Origin of the sequence: Hoyosella levis, assembly GCF_026008515.1 — a bacterium.
Taxonomy (GTDB): domain Bacteria; phylum Actinomycetota; class Actinomycetes; order Mycobacteriales; family Mycobacteriaceae; genus Lolliginicoccus; species Lolliginicoccus levis.
The window spans coordinates 74,677-96,509 of sequence record NZ_BQYM01000012.1 but is presented as its reverse complement, the minus strand read 5'-3'; the positions used below and the strand labels follow the sequence as shown (position 1 = coordinate 96,509).

The following is a 21,833-nucleotide window of genomic DNA, read 5'->3' as shown; positions in this document are numbered from 1 at the left end:
TCCCCGATTCACGAGTTGCGAATGCCCCGTTCTGATTGCCACGACTAGGGCCTGTTACGAAAGTCATGTGAGCCAGCGGTCGATGTTGGCCACGCGAACCGATGCCTCGTAGCGGACGGCGAGCTTGTCGCAACGGATGGCGATTCCGCGCTTGCGCTTGAGCATGTTGATGCCACACTCGACGGCATGCCGGTCGCGGTAGATCCCCGGGTCGAACGCGTAGGGCCGTCCGCTGCGGGCAGCTCGGTGCGCGCTGGTCGAGGGGAGCGGCAATAGTGGACTTGATGCTGCGGCGCGCCAGGTACGCGCGGTTCGCCACGTGATGAGTACGCATTGTCGCCGAGGACTCGGTCGGGACGGGTACATGGTCGCCCTCTGCCGCAGCCGACGACGCGGATCTTGCCGATGACGCCGATCATGTACGGCGCGTCCCCGGCCTAGCCGGGCGTGAGCAGGTACGACAGCACGTTGCGGCCCTGCTAGCAGGCGAGATGGATCTTGGTGGAGAACCCGCCGCGCGAGCGGCCGAGGGCATGATCAGCGGGCTCGCTGTCGATCAGTCCGCGCAGCGGCCATGCGTGGGGCCTGCCCCGGCGCGCCGGGGCAGGCAGGAGCGGTTCGAGCAACGCCCACTGCGCGTCGGTGAGATCGTGACGGGCGGCAGCCCTTACCGTGGGCATGAGGCCTCCGGCAGTGGCGTGGTTGTCTTGGCACCACCTGCGCTACACCGAAGGCCTCACCTATTCCCAGTCGCGAAGCGCGACCTCAACAACCACTTTCGTAACAGGCCCTAGGCGCGAGTTGCCGCAGGCACCGCTCCCAGGGACTAGCTTCCTTCACTGGAAGACAGCCCCTGGATACGACTAGAGATCCCAACTGTGGAACCGCTCACGAACTTCTACAATTTTGCACATTGCCACGAGGAACCGCAGATAGAATGGCAGTAAATTCGCATACTGTGTGCAGCAGCAGCCTCCAAGTCACCCCAAGGGATGGTTAGCAATCAGTTGATGACACCAAGCGCGAAACACTGGCGCCGAACAACTATTACGAAGACAGTATTAGCACTACTCTCTGCCGCAATTTTAGGTGCAGCGTGCTTCCTGCTTTACATTTCATACACGAACACTTCAGAGGTTTCAAAAAATGAGACCAGGGGTCTCATAATAATTGCAACAGAAGGCGGCAATAAGCCAGGGTTGACACTCAATGTAGACCAGTACTATGAGTTCCAGAAGCCCGTAAAATTGGTATTCTACTTCACTGCTGACGACATCAATAATGTCCTTGTTGATAGTGTGGATATTGACTACACAATCGCTTTTGCTGGTTCCAGTTTTGTAGAAAGCGTCACCTGCGCTCAGGACCAACCAACCCTCCCTACAAATTTTGGCATGCTGCCTGAAGGGATTCAAATCCCGATCCTCTACGATGCCCAAGGTGGGCCATACTCAGCGATTAACCACCTGGGGCAAGAAATGTCAGGAGGCGTCGCAGAAGACAGGGTTTTCACATCGGTTCATTCGGGCAGGCTTCGCGTAGTTAAACAAGATGAGTATATTCGCCATAGAAAGACGTACGCTACAAATGGGGGGCAGGTGGTGTTTGCCGAATCCTGCGAACTGGGAATGAGTACTGCCTGGGTGGATGAAAGTGTAGGAAATTTGCTAGATCTGGGATCGCGCCGAACGCTTCTCCCTTACCAAATAAACTGGAGTGGAGTCGATAATCGAATTGACTACCATCAGAATCTGAGAGTCGGAGTATCCATACTCCGCCAACCAGGATGGCAACTATCAGAGGCTTACCCCTACCCAGCGATTGATCCCGTGCGCTGGCACGATAGCATCAGAACAATTTGGCACAACCAGGGCTCCATTGAAAACTCATTTGCTTTCACTAGCCAGCCGGTATACATTTTCACAGATCGCTCAAGAGTTGATGCAAGAGAACTTTACCTGATAGTACTTGGAGCCATCCTAGGCGTGGCTGGAGCACTCCTTCTTTCGGGTGCTTCAGGTATTTTTGACCTCTTTTTTAGAGGAGTTCCACAAGATGCAACAAATGACTCTACCGCCCAAACCCTCAACAATAAGGGAGGGCGCTTGAAGTACTCCATTCTTGCAAAAGTATCAGATTTCTGGAATGAAATTAAGGCAGCACTAGAAACTGATTCAAGAAACTCTGCCAAACCGTCAGGCGACGGTGGCACGACGCCAGAAAATGAAGATCACAGGCAGTCGCAATCAGAAGAGTAAGTTAGTCAGGGAGTCCTTGGCGCCGAGGGGTATACTTCAAAACTTTTCACTCATCCTTGAGGCCACCCCAGCTTAGCTCATACCCAGTATTTACCGCCGGAGCCCCACTTATCGTTTTCAGAGCACAGGCCACGGATAGTCGAATAATAAAATTCGTGAAGTTGCCCATGCTCAGTAATGCATAGCCACAGTTGTGGGGCGACTCTTTTCCGAGCTGCGATCCTGAGGTTTCCACATTTAGGGGAGATAGCAGGGCCGGAGTGTAGCCCTCCACAATTATAGTTGCCAACATAGCTTCTAATAACGGGCGCTGCAGGCTCCGTGTGCTTTCATCCACTGAGCGACATGGGCTTGACGCGAGCGGTCGTAGCTGTGAGGCCGTATCTCGCCGGCAGCGGTCAACAGTTCAGGTTCAATGACGCCGAACATCTGCAGCAGCGCCGACGCGACAGTGTAGGTCACCGCCAGGCTGTCCTGGGCGCCCGCGATCGAATCTAGCGGAATGGCCAGGATGGACCGGTGCGAGCGCCTGACCACGCGAAGCCCATGGACACGGGGTACAGGCGGGGCGATGCGCACCTCGCTTCCGAACCAATCACTGTCGGTGGTGGCATCCACGATCGCAGCCGTGAGCCTGGCAGTGCCCCACTGACCACTGTGGTGACACGTCCACCCCAGCACATGCGGGACACACGCGGTGAGTGCATCGACCAGCTCGTCCTGGCCGAGCACCTTCTCCTGGGATGGGGATTCACTGATGCGGATCGCAGCGAATGCAGACCCGTCGGCATGGAGCATCCGGTGCGCGATCGTGGGGACCACTGTGGACCGCCCGCCGTCGTCGTGCTTGTTGGTGAACTCGATGTATCCCGGTCCGGGGAATGGATAGTCGGCAGTGAATGGTGCCAGGCCCAGCACGCCATCCGGGAACGGATGGTCGCCGCTCCACTCGATGATCTGGTCCATCGCCCCGGTATCGAGGGTGGCGCGGGCTGGTGCATCGGGGGTGATGCTCACCGCGAGCCACAGATGCGTGGATCCATGGCGGAGCGCTTCCACTCCCGTGGACCACGCCTGCTCGGCGTGCCGCCTCCGGTCCTCCTCGCTGCGGAAGCGGTTCCTGTACCGATCAGCGACCTCGTGCTCCTCGAGCTGGCGGGAATGCGAATCGCCTTCGGTGCGAACGAAGTAGACGAGCGCGCGGCGGCTATCGCCCTTTGTCATGATCACCGCATGAGGGGAGTCCACTCCGGGGGGCACGACCGCTACCAGGTAGAAGGAGCTGTCGTGCCCGGTGTGGACCGCGAACATGTCAAACTTGGGCACCGGCCGCGCGAACTCCCCTACATCGCGCCGGAAGCGAGTGATCAGTTCGCTCGATGCGGGATCCTCATGCGTGAAGGGATCTAGCCTCTGGGCTGCATCTGGTTGCTTCGCTGCGTCCGTGACCCCGAAGATGATGATCCCGCCGCGCGCATTGGCGAGCATAGTGATGTCCTTGGCATGCTCCTGCCGATCGCTCCACGCCGGGTTCTGGTTGGCCTGGCGGAGCGCCAGCTTGCTCTTGAAGTCGATCATCTCGGATTCGTCGCCCAGTGAATCGACGAGTGCTTGGATCGATGATTCCGTCATGGCTCCCTGCTCGAGGGCGCATCCGGTTATGGACTCTAGATAAGCATTGCTCCATGCGGCCACGGAGAACCACCGTACTAGCCCTGGGGGGAGGCACTGGGTATGCCAAGATCCTTGAGATAGGAGATGCGGGCGTTGATCGCTGCGGCGAAGTGCTGCCAGTCCAGGCCGCGTACCGGCTCTCCGGGAGCCGATCCAGCGGCTGAGGTGATGTAGCAGACAGCATCGTAATGGTTCTCTGCCACCAGGCGTTCGCAGAACATGGCGAACCGCTCCTGGTAGCTCTTGCCCGCCCATTCCCCGGATGGTGGCAGCGCCCCGGGCCTCATCCTGACCGGGCTGCGCGATCCATCACCGTCCTGCATGATGAAGAAGTACCCCAGCCATGGCTTCTCACCGGGGTACAGGTCCGCGAGCACCGCGCGGCGCAGATCGACAGCGCTGCCGAGGGCTTCCTCGACGCGGTTGTTGTAGTTGTTGCCGAACGAGGGGCCGCCGAGCGATTTGAGCTCGAACGCGGCGACGAGCGTCTGGCCATCAGTGATCACGACATCCCACTGCTTCTGGGGGCGGTAGTAGCCAGGGAGCTCCAGCCCCTGGGAGCGCTTGACGCGGATCTGGCCAGGCTCGTACCCGGCATCGAGGAAGAACTTCGCGATCAGCACCGCGATGGGATCGAAGTGCGCTCCGCCGCGGACCGCGCCGGATGTCCCCGCGCCAACCGCGGCAGCGATGGCTGATTGCTCCATCTGCGTGCTCTTGGTTCCCCAGTAGGCGGCGATGGCATCGAGGAAGTCCTCGCGCGTGACACTCACGGGGCCTCCCCGAGCAGGTGGCGGTGGTCGTGGATGCCGTATGCCTCGATCGCCGCACGGGTCGCCGCGCGCTGGTCATGCGCCCGGAATGCCTCGCGCAGCGCCTCCTGCTGGGCTTCGGGCAGCTGCGCGGGGTCAGGGATCCGGATCTGCTTGAGGTACTGGGCCTGGAACCGCAGGGTTCCCCCACGCATGCGCACCGCGTATGCCTCGATGAAGGCCTGGGCAACCGCGGAGAGCAGCAGCCCGCCAAGGACCTCCATGTCCCAGCTCTCGGAGGTGACGTAGTACAAGTTGTGGTGGGGATAGTGCCCGCCGGTCTCGAGGACCGGATGGATGGTCGTGCGCATGTCCTGGAGGAGCAGCTTCGGCTTCGTGGTCAGCGATGCCGTGACCTTGTCGATGGTCCGGTACCAGGCGGCGGCGTTGCGCCGGGCCACGTGCCTTCCAGCAAGGATCTCCGCTGATGATTGGAGGTAGCGCTGCATCCGCGGATAGCGGGATAGGTCGACCAGCGTTCCGTCTTCCTCCCAGGGGTTGACCAGGTAGTGCCCTGACCAGGAGAACTTCCCCGAGCCCAGGTCGCCGACCATGGATAGGGGGAGCATTCGGTCGGCCTCGGCCGCGGCGGCGTCACGGGTGATGAAGACCCGGTCCGCACCAGTGGCTACGCCGATCCCGACGCGGGTCCCGTTGCTGGGATCATGCAGTGGGCCGAAGTTGTCGTTGAGGTGCTCGATCAGGGCCAGGCGAGCTGGTGATCCGGTTGGCCACAGCTGCGTGCCAGTGAACCAGTGGGGCAGCCGGTACGCGGCGTAGGAACCGGTGGTTACTGATTCCGAGCTGCTCGTGGTGCTCCAGGCAGCGAGTTCGCGGGCCGAGCAGGCATCGAAGGATGCTGTGGCCTCGGCGACGACGGACGAGCCCTGCGCGCGGTTGCTGATAACAGTGATCGCGGGGTAGGCGGATACTGTCGTCTCGAAGGCATCCACGTCATGCATCTTCCAGACCGCGTCGACGGAGTAGCCACTGCCGATCAGCGAGCGGAGCGCGGACCCGTACTGGTTGTGCATCCAGCGGTCCGCGCAGATGAATCCCAGCCTGCCTCCGCCGGCCAGGGCGCGCAGTGATCGCTCGATGAATCCGACGTAGATGTCCGCGCGACCACGCATCGTCGCGTACAGGCTGCGGTAGAGCGACTGCGTCGCCGGGGGGATGTCCTCTATGCGGATATACGGCGGGTTGCCGACGATGACATCGGCGATGGGGAGGTCGGGCTCCAGCAGGTAGTCCCCGTGCCGGATCCACTCGCTTGCAAGGTCCTGGGCATCGCTGCCCGGGCATCCCGCGCCGATGAGCAGGCTCTCGATCTGCGCGCGGCAATGCTCGACATTGGTTTCCTGCAGCTCGTAGGCGCGGATGCACGGCGCGAGCGCCTTGAACTCCGATGACGCTGGCCGGGCCGCAGCGATCAGCCGCTCGGCGGCAGGGAGCAGGAACGCTCCGCGCCCGGCGGATGGCTCGATGAGCACCATTCCCGCCAGGTCGGGGGACTGCACGTATCCGGTGAGGTCGAGGATCGCCTCGACGACCCAGCGCCGAGTGAGTACCTCGCCGAATTCCTCGGCCGGGGCAGGAGTGTCTGGAAGAAAGAGGACCACGTCACGAACCCTATACCGGAGCCGCGACAACATTCGGATCCGGTCGAGCGCCCCATCGGCACTTCGTAGACCAAGGACGGGCGAGCACGAGCGGCCGCTGCGATGTCGGTGCGTGCTGCAATACTTGCTCCATGACCGATCTGGGGTACATGGTGCGGCAGGACTGGGCCCAGCGCGGCACGGCGATGAGGGAAAGCAGCGACCGGATCGCTCAATGGCTCGGGGACAGCCGACTGGTATTCGTCGTTGGCAAGCCTGAGCGGTTCGATGACCCGGACCGCAGCGCGGACCGCGAGACCGCCATCCACATCGGCCGCACGGCAAATCCTCGACCAGTTGTCAGCTTCGATGACCTGGCCCGGCTGTCCGAGCGTGGCGATGCCGGCGATATCGCTGCGATTGCCCTGCATCCCGTCGGGAAGCCGGATTGTGACAAGTTACGAGAGGCTGTTGAAGCCGGTCGGCTTGGGCTGGTGTTCGTGCAGGTCTGGGCGCGCACGGACAGTGTGCGCGCGTGGCTCGAAGGACGTGGGGCGACCGACCTCCACGCTGGCGATGCCGTGCCGCAGCTTGATCCGCTCCGGGTCGCGGCATGCGGCCTCATGGTCGATGAAGAGTACAACGGGCTCGCCGCTGGACGCGGCAAGGATGCCGTCGTGCAGTTGCTCCGGGCGATGGCGGCTGAGGGCGATCCGCTCGATGCCGACGAGTGGATTCGTTGCTATTTCGCGGCCGGCGGCTCGTTCGGTGAAGCCGATGCTGTCGCAAGGTTCGCCAGGGAGGTGCGCGAGGGGAAGCGCCATCGCGTGTCGCCGCGATACCACCGCGAGATCGTGGGGGTCCTGCGCGAGCAGATCTGTGCCCGCACCAACGATCAGCCCGAGTAGCCCCGGTGCGTGTTCTCCCGGATGAAGGCCAGCAGGGACTCTCGCGAGATTTACTTCCGCGTACCGATCCTGGTGTGCTCGATGTCGCCGCGGTTAGTCAGTTGATGTACCGCTGAGTAGGGGATCCCGAGGGCGACGCCGGCGTCCTTGAGCGACAGCGGCATTGGACCCGATTCCGACAGCGGGTTCGAACGGATCACGGTGGTCTGCTCGGACTCGACAACTTCGACTTCGGAGGGTGTGGTCTTCCAGGAGCCGAAGTAGCCGTATGGGTGGTCGAACTCGGCCTGTACCTTCTTCGCCGCGTTCTCCTCATCGCTAGCGCGCCCACCGCTCAGCGACCTGGACGCGGGTAGCCACAGCCTTGTATCTGCGGTAGCCGTACCGGGCGGAGCACCACCAGGTGCTCCCCGCTTCGTGCGTGCGGAGGCCGAGCGGGCTCGGCGGCATGGCCGCGCGGTGTCTGTGCCATCGGCGACGGTCCAGCAATGAAATCCCCGATACACTGGCCAGGCCCAGGCCGCCGCCGAGGCGATCCGTTCCATCGCGCACCAGCTCTCCGGCCCGGTGGCTGCCCTAGAGCTGTACGAGGCGCTGGCGGCGCTGCGCGATACTGCCTCCCGGCTCGAAGCAGCGCTGCCACGGCTCGGTGGCGCGCTCGAGCGGTCGCTGGATGCCTACGAGGTGCGCGACTCCCGCGACCCGGCGCGGAGCGTGGCAGCCTGCCGTGCCCGGCTCGATACTGCGGCGGAGCTATTCGGTCGCGCGGCGGTCGAGCTTGATGCCGCGCAGAACGACATCCGCGACCAGGGCCACGCCTAGCCCGAGGGCTTGTCGTCCTTGCCCAACCATTGCTGCCAGGTTTCCGGCGGCGGCTGGCTACCTTCCTGCGGCCCTTCCTGATCTAGTCCGCACCGCCAGCAATGGAAACGCTCATCGCGCAGCAGCATGTTCTGCGCGGCGAGGCACCGGGCGCAATGCACCCTCCTCATGCCCACCGGCGGCGCGGGACGAGCGATGGGCGATGCCGCGGCCGCGACGACAGCGAGCGGTCCGATCGCCACAGCGAGGAAGAAGTAGCCGGTCGAGCTGAGCCCCTTGGGGCCAGCGATGCTCGATGCAACAAAGCAACTGATCGCGGTCATGATCAGCCACAGTGCGAACAGTTGCTCCACCAGGCAGCCCTCCAGCGCGTCCGGGGCCGCCCAGAGCGACGGCTTCGGGGGACAACAGTACAGACCGCCCGCCGGGGCTAGTCGTCGATCCCATGGTCGCGCCCGGCCCCTCGGGGGGCCGTGGTGCCGGGCACGACCGGGGGCTGGCGGTCTGCGGCAACGCGGGCGCGAACACGGTCCTCGCGGTCGCGCTGAGCGGGATCGAGGGCCTCGCGGCGGGCGATCTCCGTGCGCGCGGCCTCCATCCGCGCGGCCCGGCCCCGCCCCGGGCGTAGGTCCTGGGGGCCGGGCGGGGTGGCCGTGGCGGTCTCGGCGGCGCGGCGGGTGGCGCGCTGGAGCACCGCGCGGGCCTCGTCGAGCTCGCTGGTGGTCGGGCGGGGACGCGTGGGCCGCAGCCGGTCGGCGCGCGCGCTGGCCTCGGCGGCATCGCGGGCGAGCCGGTCGTGGCGCGCCCCCACCTCGCCGAGGGTGTCGGTGATCGCGCGGCGCTGGGAGCGGGCGAGGATGCCCAGGCCGTCGCGCTCGGCGGCGAGGCGGTCGCGCTGGGCGGCCAGCGCGTCGCGCTGGGCGATCAGCGACCGGGCATCGGTGGCAGCGCGGTCGTGGCGGTCCCACGCGGCGGCGGCCTCGTCGAGCCCGGCCAGGCGGGCGCGGGCGGACTCCTGCTCGCCGCGCGCGGCGGCTGCCCCGGCTGTGGGGAGCCCGAACAGCGCGGCGCGGCGGGCCAGGGAGGGATCGCGGTCCCGGCCCGCGGCGATGCGGGCCAGCTCGGTGTCATCCAGCATCCGCCAGCGCGAGGACCGCAGCCGCTCGGCGACCTGGGCGTCGGTCTCCACCGGCTCGCGGGCAGCGGTGGCGGGGGGATGGTCGAGGAGCTGGCGTGCCTCGAGCGCGTGGTCGATCAGGCGCGGGTCGCAGCCGGGGTGGCGCGGGGGCAGCGGTGCCAGCTCGTCGCGGTCGATGCGCCCGGGCAGCGGCAGGCGGGCGAGCAGTGCCGCGGCGGGGTCCTCGGCGGTGGCCGGGTCGCGCTCGCTGATCGCCGAGGCGAGCAGCGCCGTCGCGTCGTGCCCGGTCGCCGACAGCGCATCGAGGCGGTCGCGCAGCCGGTCGCGCGATGCGGGGGAGGCGTTGATCGTGGTGGTGGTCGCGGCGGGCAGGGATGCCTCGATCAGCCAGTCGAGGTAGTCGGCGGCGAGCTGGTCGCGGGCGGCGAGGTATGCCTCGCGCAGCCGGGCGGGGTCCTCGGACTCGTCGAGCGCCTCGCGCAGCGCCTCGGTGGCCGAGCGCTGCCCGCCATCGCGGCCCAGGACCACCGCGAGGCGGTCGAGGGTGGTCGGCTCGGTGGCATCGGGGGGCAGGTGGGGTGCCTCGGTGTCGATGTCGAGGTCGGTGTCGGTGGGCACGTACAGGTGGTTGGCGGCGCGCCCGCGGGTCGCGGCGACATACAGCCCCGCGCGGTCGGTGTGGCCGGTGATCAGCGCGTGGGTGGTATCGACGGTGATGCCCTGGGCGCGGTGGATGGTCGAGGCGTAGCCCAGCTCGACATGCTCGGCGCTATAGGCGGGGGGAAGGTCGATGCTGCCCTGGTGGTCCTGGGAGCGGGCGGTGATGGTGCCGCCCTCGGCGATGGCGGTGATCGTCCACAGGTCGCCGTTGCGGACCCGCTGGCCGGGGCGGGTGCCCGCGACGGCGCGCAGGGTGGTGTCGTTGCAGCGGGTGACGATGGTGTCGCCGGTGCGGGCGGTGGTGCCATCGCCGAGCGTGGCCACCGGCTGCTCGACCGCCTCGCCGCCGGTTGCGGGGGCGGGGTTGAGGGCGAGCTGGAGCATCTCGTTGAGCATCCGCACGTCCTCGCGGGTGGCGGCCAGGACGATGGAGGATCGGCCCTGCTCGCGGTCGGCGATCATCGCGGCCGCGGCCTGCGCGGCGAGGTCCTCGCGCGCCCCGCCATGCACCCAGCCGCGCTCGTCGTAGAGCGCCAGCGCCTCGGCGTGGCCCTCGCGCAGCCGCAGCGAGGCGAGCGCCTGGGCGCGGTCGTCGCCGAAGCGCACCACATCGGCCAGCTCGGGGGCGCGGGTGTGATCGGCCAGCAGCCGCAGCGTCCCGCCGGTCTCGACGGCGTCGAGCTGGGCGGGATCGCCGAGCAGCCGCACCACCGCCCCGCTGGCCGCGGCGATCTGCTCGAGGGCGGCGAGGTCGTGCAGCGAGGCCATCGCGGCCTCATCGACGAGCAGCATCGTGCCCGGCTCGATGCGCCGCGCCAGCGTCCCCGCCGCGACACCGTCGATGCGGCCGCGCCACGGGTAGGTCAGCGACGCCAGGGTCGCAGCCTCGGTGCCGATCTCGGCGCCGAGGGTGTCGGCGGCCACCGCCGAGGGGGCCAGGGCGATGACCGTGCGCCCGGAGCCGCGCCAGGCGTCGGCGACGACCTTCATCGCGGTGGTCTTGCCCGCACCGGCCGGTCCCGTCGCCACCGCCAGGCGCGCCCCCGACAGGCAGAAGTGCCGCGCCAGCTCCCACTGGCCGGGGTTCAGCGACCGCCCGGTCTCGCGCTTGGCATCGGCCAGCGCCGAGACGAGCCCGACGTGGGTGGTGGCGTGGCCGGTGGCGCGGGTGGTGGCGTCGAGCAGCGCCTGCTCGGCGCGCAGGCTCGCGGTGGTGGTGTAGCGGGTCTCGCCGTGGCGGGTGGTGATCGCCTCGCCGTCGCGGCGGCGCAGCCGGTCGGGAACCTCCAGCAGCGCCGGGGCGGCCAGGGCCACGACCCGGTCGCCTGCGCTCGCCGCGACCGGGTTCGCCCGCGGATCGAGCGCGCGGGCGATGGTGTCCTCGATGGCATCGCGGCGGGCCGCGGGGTCGCTGAACACCACCGGGGCGAGGTGGGCCTCGGCCCGCGCGCGGACCTGGGCGGCGGTGAACGTCGCGCAGCGCTCGGAGAGGTGATCGAGCACCGCCGCGGCCTCCGCATCGGCCCCGGCGTACTCGCGGGGAGTGCTCGCCGCGGCACCGCCGAGCACGCGGTCGAGCATGTCCTCGACCGCGTCGCGGGAGCCGAGCAGCCCGGTCGCATCGGCGCGCCACTGCTCGCGCATCGCCGCGAGCGAGCGGGCCTCGGCCTTGCCCTCGCGGGTATCGAGGGTCGCCTGCTGGGCCAGCCGGTAGAGCGCGCGCGCATCGGGGGAGTAGCCGTGCTCGGCGCGGTAGGCCGCGGCCAGCTCGTCGCGGCGGGCACGGACCGCGGCGGTGCGCGAGGAGAATCCCTCCCGCAGCTCGTCGCTGATCCCGGCGACCTCGAGGACGGGCTGGCGGCCCGGCCCCATGCCACGCTCGACGAACCCGACCCCCAGCGCGCGGCGCAGGTTGTCAGCGACCGCGGCGTTGTAGCGCTGCGAGGCGGCGACGGCATGGCGGTGCAGTGTCGCCCCGTCCAGCGCCGACCAGCGGCCATCGCTGCCACAGACCTTGTTCGACACCGCGCAGTGGGTGTGCAGGTTCGGCTCCCCGGCCCGGTTGTCGTAGTGATCGAACGCAGCGATCACAAGCCCCGTGGTGTCGATCTGCCGCGCCCCGCCCGCCCCGCGGCGGGTGAACGCGGCCTCGCGCTCCAGCCAGCCCAGCGCATCAGCGACCGCGTCGTGGTGCGCGGCCTCCACGGCCTCGCGGACCCGCCCATCGCCCAGCGCCCACAGCACCGACACCGACTTGGCGGGGGTGAACACCAGGTCGTACCCGGCGACGGGATGGCGGTCGGCGTGGCGCTGCCGGGCGATCCACGCATCAAGCTCCCGGCTGCTGCCCGCTTCCCGGCCGGTGGCCTCGGCGTGCATCCGCGCGCCCACCACCCGCCACAGGTGCTTCTGCTCGGCGCGGGTCGCCGGGCGCGCGTGCTCGCGCTCGAGCCCGGCGATGGCCTCTCCGACCTCGTCGCGCAACGGGTTGTCGTTCGCATAGACAGGGAAGGCACGACCGAGCCTCGACGCCGCGACCGCCCGCCCAGGGGCGGTCTGGCGGGCGCGCCCGGTATCGGCGGCGAGGATCACCGCCTGCTGGATCGCATCAGCGTTGGGGTGGATGCCCAGCCCGAACAACGCCTTCATCTGGTCCTCGGTGACCTGCCCGGCGACCTCCGACACCGCGGCCGCCGCGCCCCCGACCGCAAGCGATGCAGTGCCCGATCCCAGCCAGCGGCCGGGCGGGGTGCCGTTGGCGGTGTAGTAGTCCGCCAGCGCCTCGCCGCGCCCGCGCTCCCGGTCGCCGCTGGCGACCTGCCGGGTCAGGTAGGCATACCCGTCCCCGGCGTGGAGCACATGCAGGGTCATCACCCGGCCCATCCTAGCGGCACCTCCCCCCAAAACCCACGGTTAGTGCAAGAGGTGTGTGGGTTCTGGGTGGCCTTTCGGGGCCAGCCTGGCCGACCGGGAGCGGATGCGGACGGGCGGGCTCGGTGGTCGTGGCGGCGAGGACGTCGGCGCGACCACGACCGGAACGGATGCGGACGGGCTTCGGGAGCGGGCCGGGGCACGAGTGGTGCGTCGCGGGAATGGCGGGTGCCGGGCTAGAGTGTCGGTGTCACCGGGGGGTGGTCACGGATCGAGGGCAGGCTTCGGGGGCTGGGCTTGCGTTAGGGGTTTGGTCGGATGGGTCGGACGGAGGTCGCTGCCCGGGCGGCGGCGCGGAAGAAGGCCGAGGCTGCTCTCGCCGAGTCGGCGCGCAGGCTGCGGGAGAACCAGGATGCGCTCGCGGCGTTCTTCGCCAGCTCCGAGGAGGTCGCGGGCATCGACTCCGAGACCGCGCGGGCGGTGGCGGCCCTCGAGGCCAAGGCCGAGCGGCGCAAGTCCGCCCTGCGCTCGGCGCAGGGCCGGTCGCTGTCGGTGCTGCGTGGCAACGGCGAGAACGTCGCCTCCCTCGCCTCGCTGGCGGGGCTGTCGCAGCGCGAGGCGCGCGAGCTGCTCGATGCCGCGCGCGCCACCGACGCCCCCGCCGCCGGGGCCGGATCGGGCGAGGGGGTGGGCGATGGAGCATCCAGCGCCTCTGGTGATCGACCCGCGTGAGCACGCCGCGGAGATAGCGCGGTTCTGGGCGCATGTGGTGCGCGGGCCGGGCGAGGATGACTGCTGGCTGTGGACCGGCGCGATCTCCGATGATGGCTACGGGCGGTACTGGCTCAAGCGCGCGGGCAGGCAGCGGGTGGTGCGCCCGCACCGCTACGCGCTGAGCCTGGCGCTGGGCCGCCCGCTGGCCGCCGATGAGGTGGCCATGCACGGCTGCGACAGCCCGATCTGCGTGCGCGCGGGAGTGCACGCCGCGGCGGGTGGTCATGTGGTGCTGGGCACCCAGGCCGACAACCTGCGCGACATGGCGATCAAGCGTCGTGGCGGCGGGTGGCCGGGGTGGATGCATGTCGCCCGCTCGAGCGAGCGGGTGGCGCGCTCGCGCGCGCTGCGCGCGGCGGTGTCGGGCGGCTGGGATGCCGGGCGCGTGCGCGCGGCGCTCGATGCCGCGGAGCTGGCCGTCCATCCCGGCCAGCATCGGTTGTTCTAGCGCGCCTGCCTGCGAGCGCGCCCGCGCCCCCCGTGCCGTCGAGCACGGGGGGGCGCGGGGCGTCGTTGGTCGGCTACGCGCCGAGGCCGTTGTCGCGGTCGCGGTCGCGGTCGTTGCCGGTTCCGGGCGGTCGCGGCGAGCCTTGCGGGGGCAGGGTGGCCGCGCGGCCGCGCGTGGATGGCCCGTAGCCGCTCATGCCCAGCGGCGGGCGCGGCCCGGTGTCCTTGCTGGTCTCCTTGCCGGTGTCGTTGTCCTTGCCGGTGGTGTTGTCCTGGGCGGGGCGCGGCGAGCGCTGGCCGTAGCCGCTCATCCCTAGCGGCGGGCGCGGCCCGGTGTCCTTGCCGGTGTCGTTGTCCTTGCCGGTCTCCTTGCCGGGGGTGTTGTCCTTGCCGGGGGCCTGGTCGTGCTCGGTCGTGGTGGCGGTGGACGGTCGCGCTTCGGCGGCCCTGCGGGCGAACTCCTCGCGCGCGGCCTCGCGGGCCGCGTCGAGCGAATGCGCGCCCATCTCCGCCATCGTCTGCCGGGACGGGTTGAGCGCCAGCGACCAGCCCGGCTCGCGGCCCGTCTCGCGCAAGCGCTGCTCGGCCTCGGCGCGCGCGGCGCGCGCTGCCTCGCTGGATTCCTCCCGCGCGATGGCCATCGACACCTCCGCCAGCTCCGTGCGCGCTGCCGAGAGCTGCTCGGCGTGCTCGAACGGCGCGCCCTGGGTCGAGCGCAGGTCCTCGAGCGCGGCGCGCTCGGTGTCGAGCTGCTCGGCCAGGCGGCCGCGATGCTCGGGCAGGTCGCGCACGAGGTTCTCCACGCGCGAGAGCAGCCCGCGATGCTTGGCCCCGGTGGGATCGGAGATCGGCGCGGAGATCGACTGGCCCTCGAACAGGTCCGCGCGCGGGATGCGCCGCTGCGTGGAGGGAACGCCGAGGGTGACATGCACGGCGTCATCGACGACGCTGCGCGAGGCGATCACCTCGAGGTCGTCGATGTGGCCGATGGTCTGGTAGTGCTGCGCGCCCGCGCGGGCTCCGTTGTGGTAGGCCGCGCGCAATGCCGTGCCGAGCAGGCTTGCCGCCTCGGTGCGGTCGCTGGTCGTTGTCCCGGCGAAGGAGAACTGCTTGGGCCGCTCGGGCTGGGGACGCAGCGCGTCGAGCGTGGCGATGTCCTTGGACAGCGCCGGGATGTGCTCGGCGAGCCGCTTCTGGTCGAAGTGGTTGCGCGCCGCGGCCTCGGAGTGGGCGCGCTCGAGCGCGGTCAGCTTCTTGACGGTGTCGTCGAGCTCCACGCGGCGGACGTAGCGCGGGTCGCCGGTGGCTGCGGCCTTGGTCGCCGCCGCGGCGTTGCCCAGCTCGCCGCCCGTGAGGTCCTCGGCCTCGCGGACCTCGAGGTCGCGGGACTTGATCTGGGCGATGAACTTGGCCTTGGCCTCGACCTTCTGCCACATGATCGTGTCGAAGCTGCCCTCGGCGGCGTAGGTGAGGATCTCGATGCTGGGGTTCTGGTTGCCCTGGCGGATGCCGCGGCCCTCGCGCTGCTCGAGGTCAGCTGGCCGCCACGGCACATCGACGTGATGGATCGCCGCGCAGCGGGCCTGGACGTTGAGGCCGGTGCCCATCTTCTCCGTCGAGCCGAGGAGCACCGAGACGCGGCCATCGCGGCAGGCCTGGGCGAGGGCGAGCTTGTCGTCGGGACGCTCGGCATCGTGGATGAAGCGGATGCGGGCGGGGTCCATGCCGCGCTCTACCAGCTCGTCGCGGATGGCGTCGTAGACGGTGAAGCCGGGCTGGTTCTTCTTCGGGGTGCCGCGGTCGCAGAAGACGATCTGGAGCGCGCCCGGCGAGGTCGTGCCATCGGCGTTGCGGTACTCGGTGCCGCTGGTGCGGGCCTCGACGCGCATCACGTGCTCGGCCACCGCCGCGGCGCGGCCGCCATCGGTGGGGCGGGCAGCCCCGCCAGGCGGGGGTCGAGGGTGACGTTGCGGCCATCGTTGGCGATCTTGAGGTTGTTGTCGAGGTCGGGACGCCTGGGGTCGAGGTTGTCCGCGCGCCAGGCGAGGTCGGTGATGAAGTCGCGGACCTCCTGGGACGGCGAGAGGGTGACGATCGAGCGCTTGCCGCCCTCGAGGGCGGGCAGCGCGGCGGTGACGTGCTCGCGGGTGACGGTGTCGGTGAACTGCTCGTTGATCCGCACCAGCTCGGGCAGGTTGACGAACATGCCGACGCGGGTGACCGGGGCGAGCTTGGTGCCGGTGGCGTTGACCTCGATGCTCGTGGTGGTGCCGGTGAAGGCCGCGCCCCAGTCGTTGACGTTGGCGACCCCGGCCTCGGCGAGCAGGTCCGGTCGCAGGTAGCGCTGCATCACCCACAGCTCGGCCAGCGAGTTCGCCACGGGCGTGCCGGTGGCCAGGGTGGCCACGCGCCCGGACTCAGCGCTGGGGTCGCGCCCGGCGGCGACGGCCTGGTCGTGGCGGCGCTCGCGCAGGATGCCCAGCTTCATGTCGAGGTCCGATGCCTTCTGCGCGGAGTCGGCGAGGTTCAGCTCGGCGATGTTGGAGGCGCGGCCCAGGTTCTTGTAGCCGTGGGCCTCGTCGATGAACAGGTAGTCGCAGCCGGAGTCCTCGAACCGCAGGCCGGTGTCCTTGCGGTCCTGGTCGGTCAGCCGCTGCAGCTTCTCCTCGGCGGCGTTGATCGCGTTCTGGATGCGCTTGACGGTGCTCTCGGTGCCGTCCTCGCGGGTGGCGGAGAGCTGCTCGTGCATCTCGGCCAGCTCGCGCTCGATGTAGTCGCGCTGGCGGGCGGGATCGACCTTGATCGCGGTGAACGCCGACTGGGCGACGATGACCATGTCCCAGTCGCCGGTGGCGGACTGGGCGACCAGGCGGCGGCGTCCCTCCGGGTTGGTCGCCGCGGTGCCCATGAGCACCTTGGCGGCGGGGTACCACTGCTTGGCCTCGCGCCCGAACTGCTCGAGCAGGTGGTTGGGCACCACGATCCACGGCTGCTGGGCCAGGCCGAGGCGCTTGAGCTCCATCGCGCCCATGAACATGGTGCCGGTCTTGCCCGCGCCGACGACGTGATCGAGCAGCACGGTGGGCTCGCTGATGATCCGGGCGACGGCGTCGCGCTGGTAGTAGTGCGGGGTGAACTGGTCGGACAGGCCGGGGAAGTCCAGGTGCGCGCCGTCGTGGGCGGGGGCGCGCAGGTTGTTGAACATCCGGTTGTAGGTGTTCTCGAGCTGGTCGCGGCGCACGGGGTCGGCCCACAGCCAGGACTGGAAGTGCTCGCTGATCTTCTGGGCCTTGGCCTGCGCGGCGAAGGTTCCCTTCATGTCCAGCTCGTCGCCGCCGTCCTTGGCGATCTCCGCGGGGGTGCGGCGCACGACGATGGACTTGGAGTTGCACAGCTTGGCCAGCAGCGATAGCGCGTCGCAGTCGCGGTGCCCGGTGCCCCACGTCTCGGTCATCGCCACCGAGTGCTTGTTGCCGCGGCCTTCCAGGCTCCATTCGCCGCCGACGTGGTCGGCGGTGACCGCGGCCAGGCCGAAGGTCTCGGTGGCGAAGGCGGCGATGATGGAGGGGTCGATCCACGGGGTGCCGGGGCGGATCCGGATCTGGTCGTGGGTGACGCGCTCGGGCTGGGCGGCGGCCAGCGCCTGGGCTCCGGGGGCGTAGCGCGGGTCGGTCGCGGCGAGCGCGCGGGCCTCGTCGAGCTTGGCCACGACGTTTCCCGACAGGTAGGCCGCGGCGGGCACCCATGCCTGCGGGTCGCGGTGGTCGGGGTAGGCCAGGCCCGCGATGCGCTCGATGGCGGTCTCGGTGTCGCAGCCGAGCAGGCGGGCGATGTCGCTGGCCTGGATCGTCTCGCGCCCGGCCGCGGCGAGGGCGAGGGCCTCCTGGGGGGTATCGGCGCGCTCGCGGGGCTGGCGGGCGGTGAGGACGTCGCGGGAGAACAGGGCGGTCTTGGTGGCGGTGCCGGTGTCCTCGTCGAAGTCCTCGAGCGCGGCGAGGATGGTGAACGTCGGGTCGTCGCGCAGCCCGCCGTCGAGGTGGGCCTGGCGCTTGGTGGCGGTGGCTGGCTGCCAGGATTTCTCGTCCATCTCCCCGAGCACCTCGGCGGGGATGGCTCCCTGGTAGGGCACCCCGTCCTCGTCGCGGTTGCGCTCGCGCCATGCCGTCTCGAGGCGGGCGAGCTTGGCGTCGTGGCGGTCCTGGGTGACCGGGGAGGGGCGGGTCCAGGCGAAGCGGTTGATCGGGCCGTAGCGCTCGACGTAGGCGTCGTAGCGGCGGTTCAGCTCGCCGCGCAGGAGCTGGCGGACCTCGGGGGGCTGGCCGTCGCGCTGGGCGAAGGTGAGCTGCTGGGCGACGTCGCGGATTCCGAGCAGCTGCCGCCACTCGGTGGCCTTGCGGGCGGGCAGCCGGTCCAGCGCGGCCCATCCGGTGCCGTCCCACTGCTCGATGGCGTCGCGCTCGGGGTCGTGGCGCAGGGTGTAGAGGTCGGGCTCGCCGGTGGCGGTCCCGGCCAGGACGAGCCCGGCGCTGGTGTCCATCGTGGCGCTGGTGGTCGCGGGGGCGGGGTCGAGCCCGAGCCCGGCGCCCCGCGCCGCGGCGATGTCGGTGCCCAGGACCGCTCGCAGCTGCTCGGCCAGCGGCGCGGTCCCGGCGATCACGCGCAGGTCGTCGCGGTGGTGCATCCCGTGGCTGGCCACCGGGGTTCCCAGGACGTGGTCGGGGTGGTCCTGCCAGTAGGTGTTGAGCCGGATCGGGACGGCCTCGGTGTCGTTCTCGGCGCGGGGCACGTCGATCTCGCGGGTGGCGACCCAGCCGGGCATGGGCGCGGCGGGGTCGCGCTCGGTGGCGCGGCGGCGCAGCACGAGCAGGTCGGTGACCACCGAGGTTCCCGCGACGCGGTCGAAGGCGTTGGTGGGCAGGCGGTAGGCGGCGATCAGGTCGGCGTTGCGGGCGATGTCGCGGCGGGCGCGCTCGTCGGCGGCGTCGAGGGTGTAGCGGGAGGTGATGACCGCGATGTAGCCGCCCGGCGCGGTCAGGTCCACCGACTTGAGGATGAAGTGGTTATGGATGGGGTAGCGGTCGGGGTTGTGGACGGGATCGTGGACGGTGTAGGACCCGAAGGGCACGTTGCCCACGGTCGCGGCGAAGCTGCCCGAGGGCGCGCGGGTGGTCTCGAACCCCTCGTTGCGGACCTGCGCGGAGGGGTACAGGCGCGCGGCGATGCGCGCGGTGATCGGGTCGAGCTCCACCCCGACCATCTGCACCCCGGCGGGGCGCTGGCCGATGAAGTTGCCCGATCCGCAGCCGGGCTCGAGGACGCGGCCGCCGTCGAGCCCGGCCGCGGCGAGGGCGTCCCAGACCGCGGAGACCACCGCGGGGTCGGTGTAGTGGGCGTTGAGGGTCGAGGCGCGGGCGCGGTCGTGGTCGCGGGGATCGAGCAGCTCGCGGAGGCGGTCGTGCTCCGCGCGCCAGGACTCGTCGCGGGCATCGAACACCTTCGGGATCGCGCCCCATCCCGACCATGCGGCGAGGGTCGCTTGCTCGTCGCGGGTGGCGTGGCGTCCCTCGCGGTCGAGGACCTCGAGCAGCTCGATGGCGGCGATGTTGGCCCGCGCGCGGGACTTCGCGCCCGAGGGCACGGTGACCTCGTCGGCGCGCCAGTCCACCGCCTCGACCGCCGGCGTCGTGGGCTCGGCGACCGGCTCGTGCGCGGGTGCGGCGGGCGCGGCCGGGGGCAGGGGAGCAGCGCCGGGATCGTGGGCGCGCGCGGGCGTGGGCTGGTCCTCGGCCTCATCTCCGAGCAGGGCGAACAGGTCCTGCTGGGCGGGGTCGTGGCCGCGCCGCCGCCGTGGCGGCGGGACGATCAGGCCTGGTTGGCCCGCCGCGCGCGGCCCTTGGCTATCTGCTCGTCGAGCATCCTCCTGCGCTCGGGCGCGAACTCGCGGACCTCCTGGGCCATCTGGATCGCCAGGGGCTCGTCCGCGCTCATCGGCACCATCCGCTGCTGGTCGGTCCGCACCGTCAGGTACTCGCCCATCAGGAAGTGGAACTCCTGGTCCTCGTCCGGCCAGAGCGTCTCGGCCAGCGCCCGGGCCTCGGCCAGGGTCTCCACCCACGGGGTCTTCCAGCGATCCGGGTCGTGGTACAGCTCCGCCAGCTTGCGCTGGTAGTGCTCCTCGTTGGTCTCCTCGTGCATCCACTCCTCCTCGTCCTCGTCCGGCTCGATCAGGCTCCACACCTCCTGGTCGAGGACCACGTTCCATGCCTCGATCTGGGAGTTGCGCACCAGTCCCGCGTGGGTCAGGAAGTCCGGGATCTTGTCGTAGCGGGCCTTCCACTCCCTCAGATAGGTGTCCTGCAGGTCGGCCTGGACCTGGTTGTAGAGGCGCTCGAGCCTCGTCGCTTCCCGGTCGAGGTAGTCCTCCTTCTGCTGGTCGGTCCACTCCGGCGGCAGGCTCAGGTGCGTCCGGTACGCCTCGTCCAGCAGGTCGCGTGCTCGGCTCATGGGTCGTCTCCTCGTTGGTCTCGTCGTTCAGCAGGGAAAACAGGTCTTGCTGGTTGTCGTCGCGCCCGCGTCGGCGTGCCATGTGTCGTCCTCGTGGTTGGAGCGGCAGGGCGTCCTGCCTGCGTGTTTGAACTCCATCCTGGGAAAACGAGGTCGTCGTTAGCCGCGCGCGGGAATGTGATGGTCCTTACCCGTCCCTGGTCCTGGTGGCGGGGGTCATGGTGTCGTCGCCGGTGGCGGGGGCGAGGCCGAGGGCGAGGCGGTGGCCGGTGGCGCGGGCGATGCGGTCGAGCATGTCCAGGCCCGGCACGCGCGCGCCGGACTCGATGGCCGCGATGGCCGACTGGGTGGTGCCGCACGCCGCGGCGAGCGCGGCCTGCGAGAGCCCCGCTCCCGCGCGGGCGTCGCGGGCGAGGGCGGCGAGGGCCCGGTCGAGGCGGGCGCGGCGCAGCGCGTCGTCGTGGGCGCGGCGGGCGGGTTCATCGCGGGCTGTGGCGAGCTGGTCGCGGGCGCGGGGCCAGGGCAGGGCACCGTCGCGGTCGGGGGCGAGGTCGCCGTGGACGAGGATGTCGCTGCCGTCGATGGAGCAGCGCAGGTGATGGTCCCCGGAGGGCGCGCGGGCGCGCAGCAGGCGCGGCGGGGCCGGTGGCCCGGTGGCCGGCAGGTCGTCGAGCAGGGCGGTGATGGCGGCCTGGTCGGCGGGGGGAAGGCCGCGCAGCCAGGCCAGGGCGTCGGGGGCGAGGTGGATCGACCACATGCCCCACAGCATAGCGCTAGCGCTATATATCGGCAAAGCTAGCGGGTGTCAGGGCTCGCGCCCGGACCAGGCGCGCAGGCAGGCCATGCGCTGCTCGCGGGCGCGCGCGGCGCGGCCGTGGGCGAGCAGGCGGGGGAACAGCTCGTGCTCCCCGGCGCGCTCGGCGGCGTCGAGCAGGTCGTGGGCGGCGAGGATGGTGGCGCGGCGGGCGGCGGCGGCGCACACGAGGTAGGCGTGGACGGGCAGGCGCAGCGGGTCCGCCCCGCTGGTGGTCGCGGCGGTGAGCGCGCGGGCGGCCTGGCCTCCCCGGTGCCCGGCGGTGCCGCCCTCGGCGGCGAGGGCGGCGAGGATGTCGGGCGGGCGGTGCCCGCGCCCGGCGCGGGCCTCGCGGGCGATCAGGGCGAACAGCTCGGCGTGCAGGGGGCGGTGGAAGTCGGCGGGATCGAGCAGCTCGGCGGCGCGCTCGACCTCGGCGCGGCGAGCCCACAGCAGCGCTCCGAGCAGCCAGGCCTCCTCGGTGTCGTGGTCGTCGCCGTCGATGTCGGCGGCGTCGATGAGGTGGTCGGTGGGCTCGCGGTCGATGTTCTCGCGGTCGGTGCTCATGGGG

The 21,833-nt window shown here is 69.9% G+C and carries 16 protein-coding genes and 1 pseudogene; 5 read left to right on the top strand and 12 right to left on the bottom strand.

All coding sequences use genetic code 11. The annotated features are described in order from the left end of the window. Positions 1–63: 63 nt before the first annotated feature. Positions 64–273, bottom strand: coding sequence for a hypothetical protein (locus QC765_RS13730; protein ID WP_278315004.1), 210 nt, complete (start codon positions 271–273; stop codon positions 64–66). Positions 274–548: 275 nt separating this feature from the next. Next, a pseudogene (locus QC765_RS13725) lies at positions 549–680 on the bottom strand (IS5 family transposase); the annotation flags it as partial. Between the two features lie 330 nt (positions 681–1,010). Here QC765_RS13725 and QC765_RS13720 point away from each other — a divergent pair. Beyond that, a complete protein-coding gene (locus QC765_RS13720; protein ID WP_278315003.1) occupies positions 1,011–2,258 on the top strand; it encodes a hypothetical protein in 1,248 nt (415 codons plus the stop codon). 297 nt (positions 2,259–2,555) lie between these two features. Here the strand turns inward: QC765_RS13720 and QC765_RS13715 are convergent, their stop codons facing one another. The 3 genes from QC765_RS13715 to QC765_RS13705 form a co-directional block, all read right to left on the bottom strand. Beyond that, positions 2,556–3,890, bottom strand: a complete 1,335-nt coding sequence (locus tag QC765_RS13715) for an AlbA family DNA-binding domain-containing protein (RefSeq protein ID WP_278315002.1) — start codon at positions 3,888–3,890, stop codon at positions 2,556–2,558. 77 nt (positions 3,891–3,967) lie between these two features. Beyond that, complete coding sequence (locus QC765_RS13710; protein WP_278315001.1) at positions 3,968–4,705, bottom strand: PaeR7I family type II restriction endonuclease; 738 nt, start codon at positions 4,703–4,705, stop codon at positions 3,968–3,970. Further along, on the bottom strand, positions 4,702–6,366 hold the full coding sequence (locus tag QC765_RS13705; RefSeq protein WP_278315000.1) for an Eco57I restriction-modification methylase domain-containing protein: 1,665 nt from the start codon (positions 6,364–6,366) through the stop codon (positions 4,702–4,704). The genes QC765_RS13710 and QC765_RS13705 overlap by 4 nt, the downstream gene beginning before the upstream one ends. Positions 6,367–6,497: 131 nt before the next feature. Here QC765_RS13705 and QC765_RS13700 point away from each other — a divergent pair, with 131 nt between their 5' ends. Together QC765_RS13700 and QC765_RS13695 are read left to right on the top strand one after the other, a co-directional pair. Continuing rightward, a complete protein-coding gene (locus QC765_RS13700) occupies positions 6,498–7,253 on the top strand; it encodes a hypothetical protein (protein ID WP_278314999.1) in 756 nt (251 codons plus the stop codon). A gap of 567 nt (positions 7,254–7,820) precedes the next feature. After that, entirely contained in the window at positions 7,821–8,075 is a 255-nt protein-coding gene (locus QC765_RS13695) for a hypothetical protein (protein WP_278314998.1), read from the top strand. On the opposite strand, the gene QC765_RS13690 is transcribed toward QC765_RS13695, so the two are convergent. Further along, on the bottom strand, positions 8,072–8,428 hold the full coding sequence (locus QC765_RS13690) for a hypothetical protein (protein WP_278314997.1): 357 nt from the start codon (positions 8,426–8,428) through the stop codon (positions 8,072–8,074). The two genes, QC765_RS13695 and QC765_RS13690, sit on opposite strands and share 4 nt — an antisense overlap. 77 nt (positions 8,429–8,505) lie before the next feature. Next, positions 8,506–12,744, bottom strand: coding sequence for a MobF family relaxase (gene mobF / locus QC765_RS13685; protein WP_278315036.1), 4,239 nt, complete (start codon positions 12,742–12,744; stop codon positions 8,506–8,508). Positions 12,745–13,062: 318 nt separating this feature from the next. On the opposite strand from mobF, the gene QC765_RS13680 reads away from it, so the two are divergent. Both QC765_RS13680 and QC765_RS13675 read left to right on the top strand, forming a co-directional pair. Further along, on the top strand, positions 13,063–13,476 hold the full coding sequence (locus tag QC765_RS13680; RefSeq protein ID WP_278314996.1) for a hypothetical protein: 414 nt from the start codon (positions 13,063–13,065) through the stop codon (positions 13,474–13,476). Then, positions 13,439–13,966, top strand: a complete 528-nt coding sequence (locus QC765_RS13675) for a hypothetical protein (protein WP_278314995.1) — start codon at positions 13,439–13,441, stop codon at positions 13,964–13,966. The genes QC765_RS13680 and QC765_RS13675 overlap by 38 nt, the downstream gene beginning before the upstream one ends. 73 nt (positions 13,967–14,039) lie before the next feature. Here QC765_RS13675 and QC765_RS13670 read toward each other — a convergent pair whose 3' ends face one another. The 5 genes from QC765_RS13670 to QC765_RS13650 all read right to left on the bottom strand — a co-directional run bounded on the left by QC765_RS13670 (position 14,040) and on the right by QC765_RS13650 (position 21,829). Continuing rightward, positions 14,040–15,869: a helicase-related protein gene (locus tag QC765_RS13670; RefSeq protein ID WP_278314994.1), complete on the bottom strand. Its 1,830-nt coding sequence runs from the start codon at positions 15,867–15,869 to the stop codon at positions 14,040–14,042. Continuing rightward, entirely contained in the window at positions 15,854–19,630 is a 3,777-nt protein-coding gene (locus tag QC765_RS13665) for a helicase-like domain-containing protein (protein WP_278314993.1), read from the bottom strand. The genes QC765_RS13670 and QC765_RS13665 overlap by 16 nt, the downstream gene beginning before the upstream one ends. 197 nt (positions 19,631–19,827) lie before the next feature. Beyond that, positions 19,828–20,469, bottom strand: a complete 642-nt coding sequence (locus tag QC765_RS13660; protein WP_278314992.1) for a hypothetical protein — start codon at positions 20,467–20,469, stop codon at positions 19,828–19,830. Between the two features lie 187 nt (positions 20,470–20,656). Then, entirely contained in the window at positions 20,657–21,226 is a 570-nt protein-coding gene (locus QC765_RS13655; protein ID WP_278314991.1) for a helix-turn-helix domain-containing protein, read from the bottom strand. Between the two features lie 48 nt (positions 21,227–21,274). After that, entirely contained in the window at positions 21,275–21,829 is a 555-nt protein-coding gene (locus tag QC765_RS13650; RefSeq protein ID WP_278314990.1) for a DnaB-like helicase N-terminal domain-containing protein, read from the bottom strand. Positions 21,830–21,833 lie beyond the last annotated feature (4 nt).

What these genes read in the sequence shown, in the direction of transcription:
- QC765_RS13655 (WP_278314991.1), bottom strand. Translation starts at nt 21,226, where the DNA reads ATGTGGTCGATCCACCTCGCCCCCGACGCCCTGGCCTGGCTGCGCGGC.
- QC765_RS13715 (WP_278315002.1), bottom strand. Translation starts at nt 3,890, where the DNA reads ATGACGGAATCATCGATCCAAGCACTCGTCGATTCACTGGGCGACGAA.
- QC765_RS13700 (WP_278314999.1), top strand. Translation starts at nt 6,498, where the DNA reads ATGACCGATCTGGGGTACATGGTGCGGCAGGACTGGGCCCAGCGCGGC.
- QC765_RS13675 (WP_278314995.1), top strand. Translation starts at nt 13,439, where the DNA reads ATGGAGCATCCAGCGCCTCTGGTGATCGACCCGCGTGAGCACGCCGCG.
- mobF (WP_278315036.1), bottom strand. Translation starts at nt 12,744, where the DNA reads ATGACCCTGCATGTGCTCCACGCCGGGGACGGGTATGCCTACCTGACC.
- QC765_RS13650 (WP_278314990.1), bottom strand. Translation starts at nt 21,829, where the DNA reads ATGAGCACCGACCGCGAGAACATCGACCGCGAGCCCACCGACCACCTC.
- QC765_RS13680 (WP_278314996.1), top strand. Translation starts at nt 13,063, where the DNA reads ATGGGTCGGACGGAGGTCGCTGCCCGGGCGGCGGCGCGGAAGAAGGCC.
- QC765_RS13720 (WP_278315003.1), top strand. Translation starts at nt 1,011, where the DNA reads ATGACACCAAGCGCGAAACACTGGCGCCGAACAACTATTACGAAGACA.
- QC765_RS13660 (WP_278314992.1), bottom strand. Translation starts at nt 20,469, where the DNA reads ATGAGCCGAGCACGCGACCTGCTGGACGAGGCGTACCGGACGCACCTG.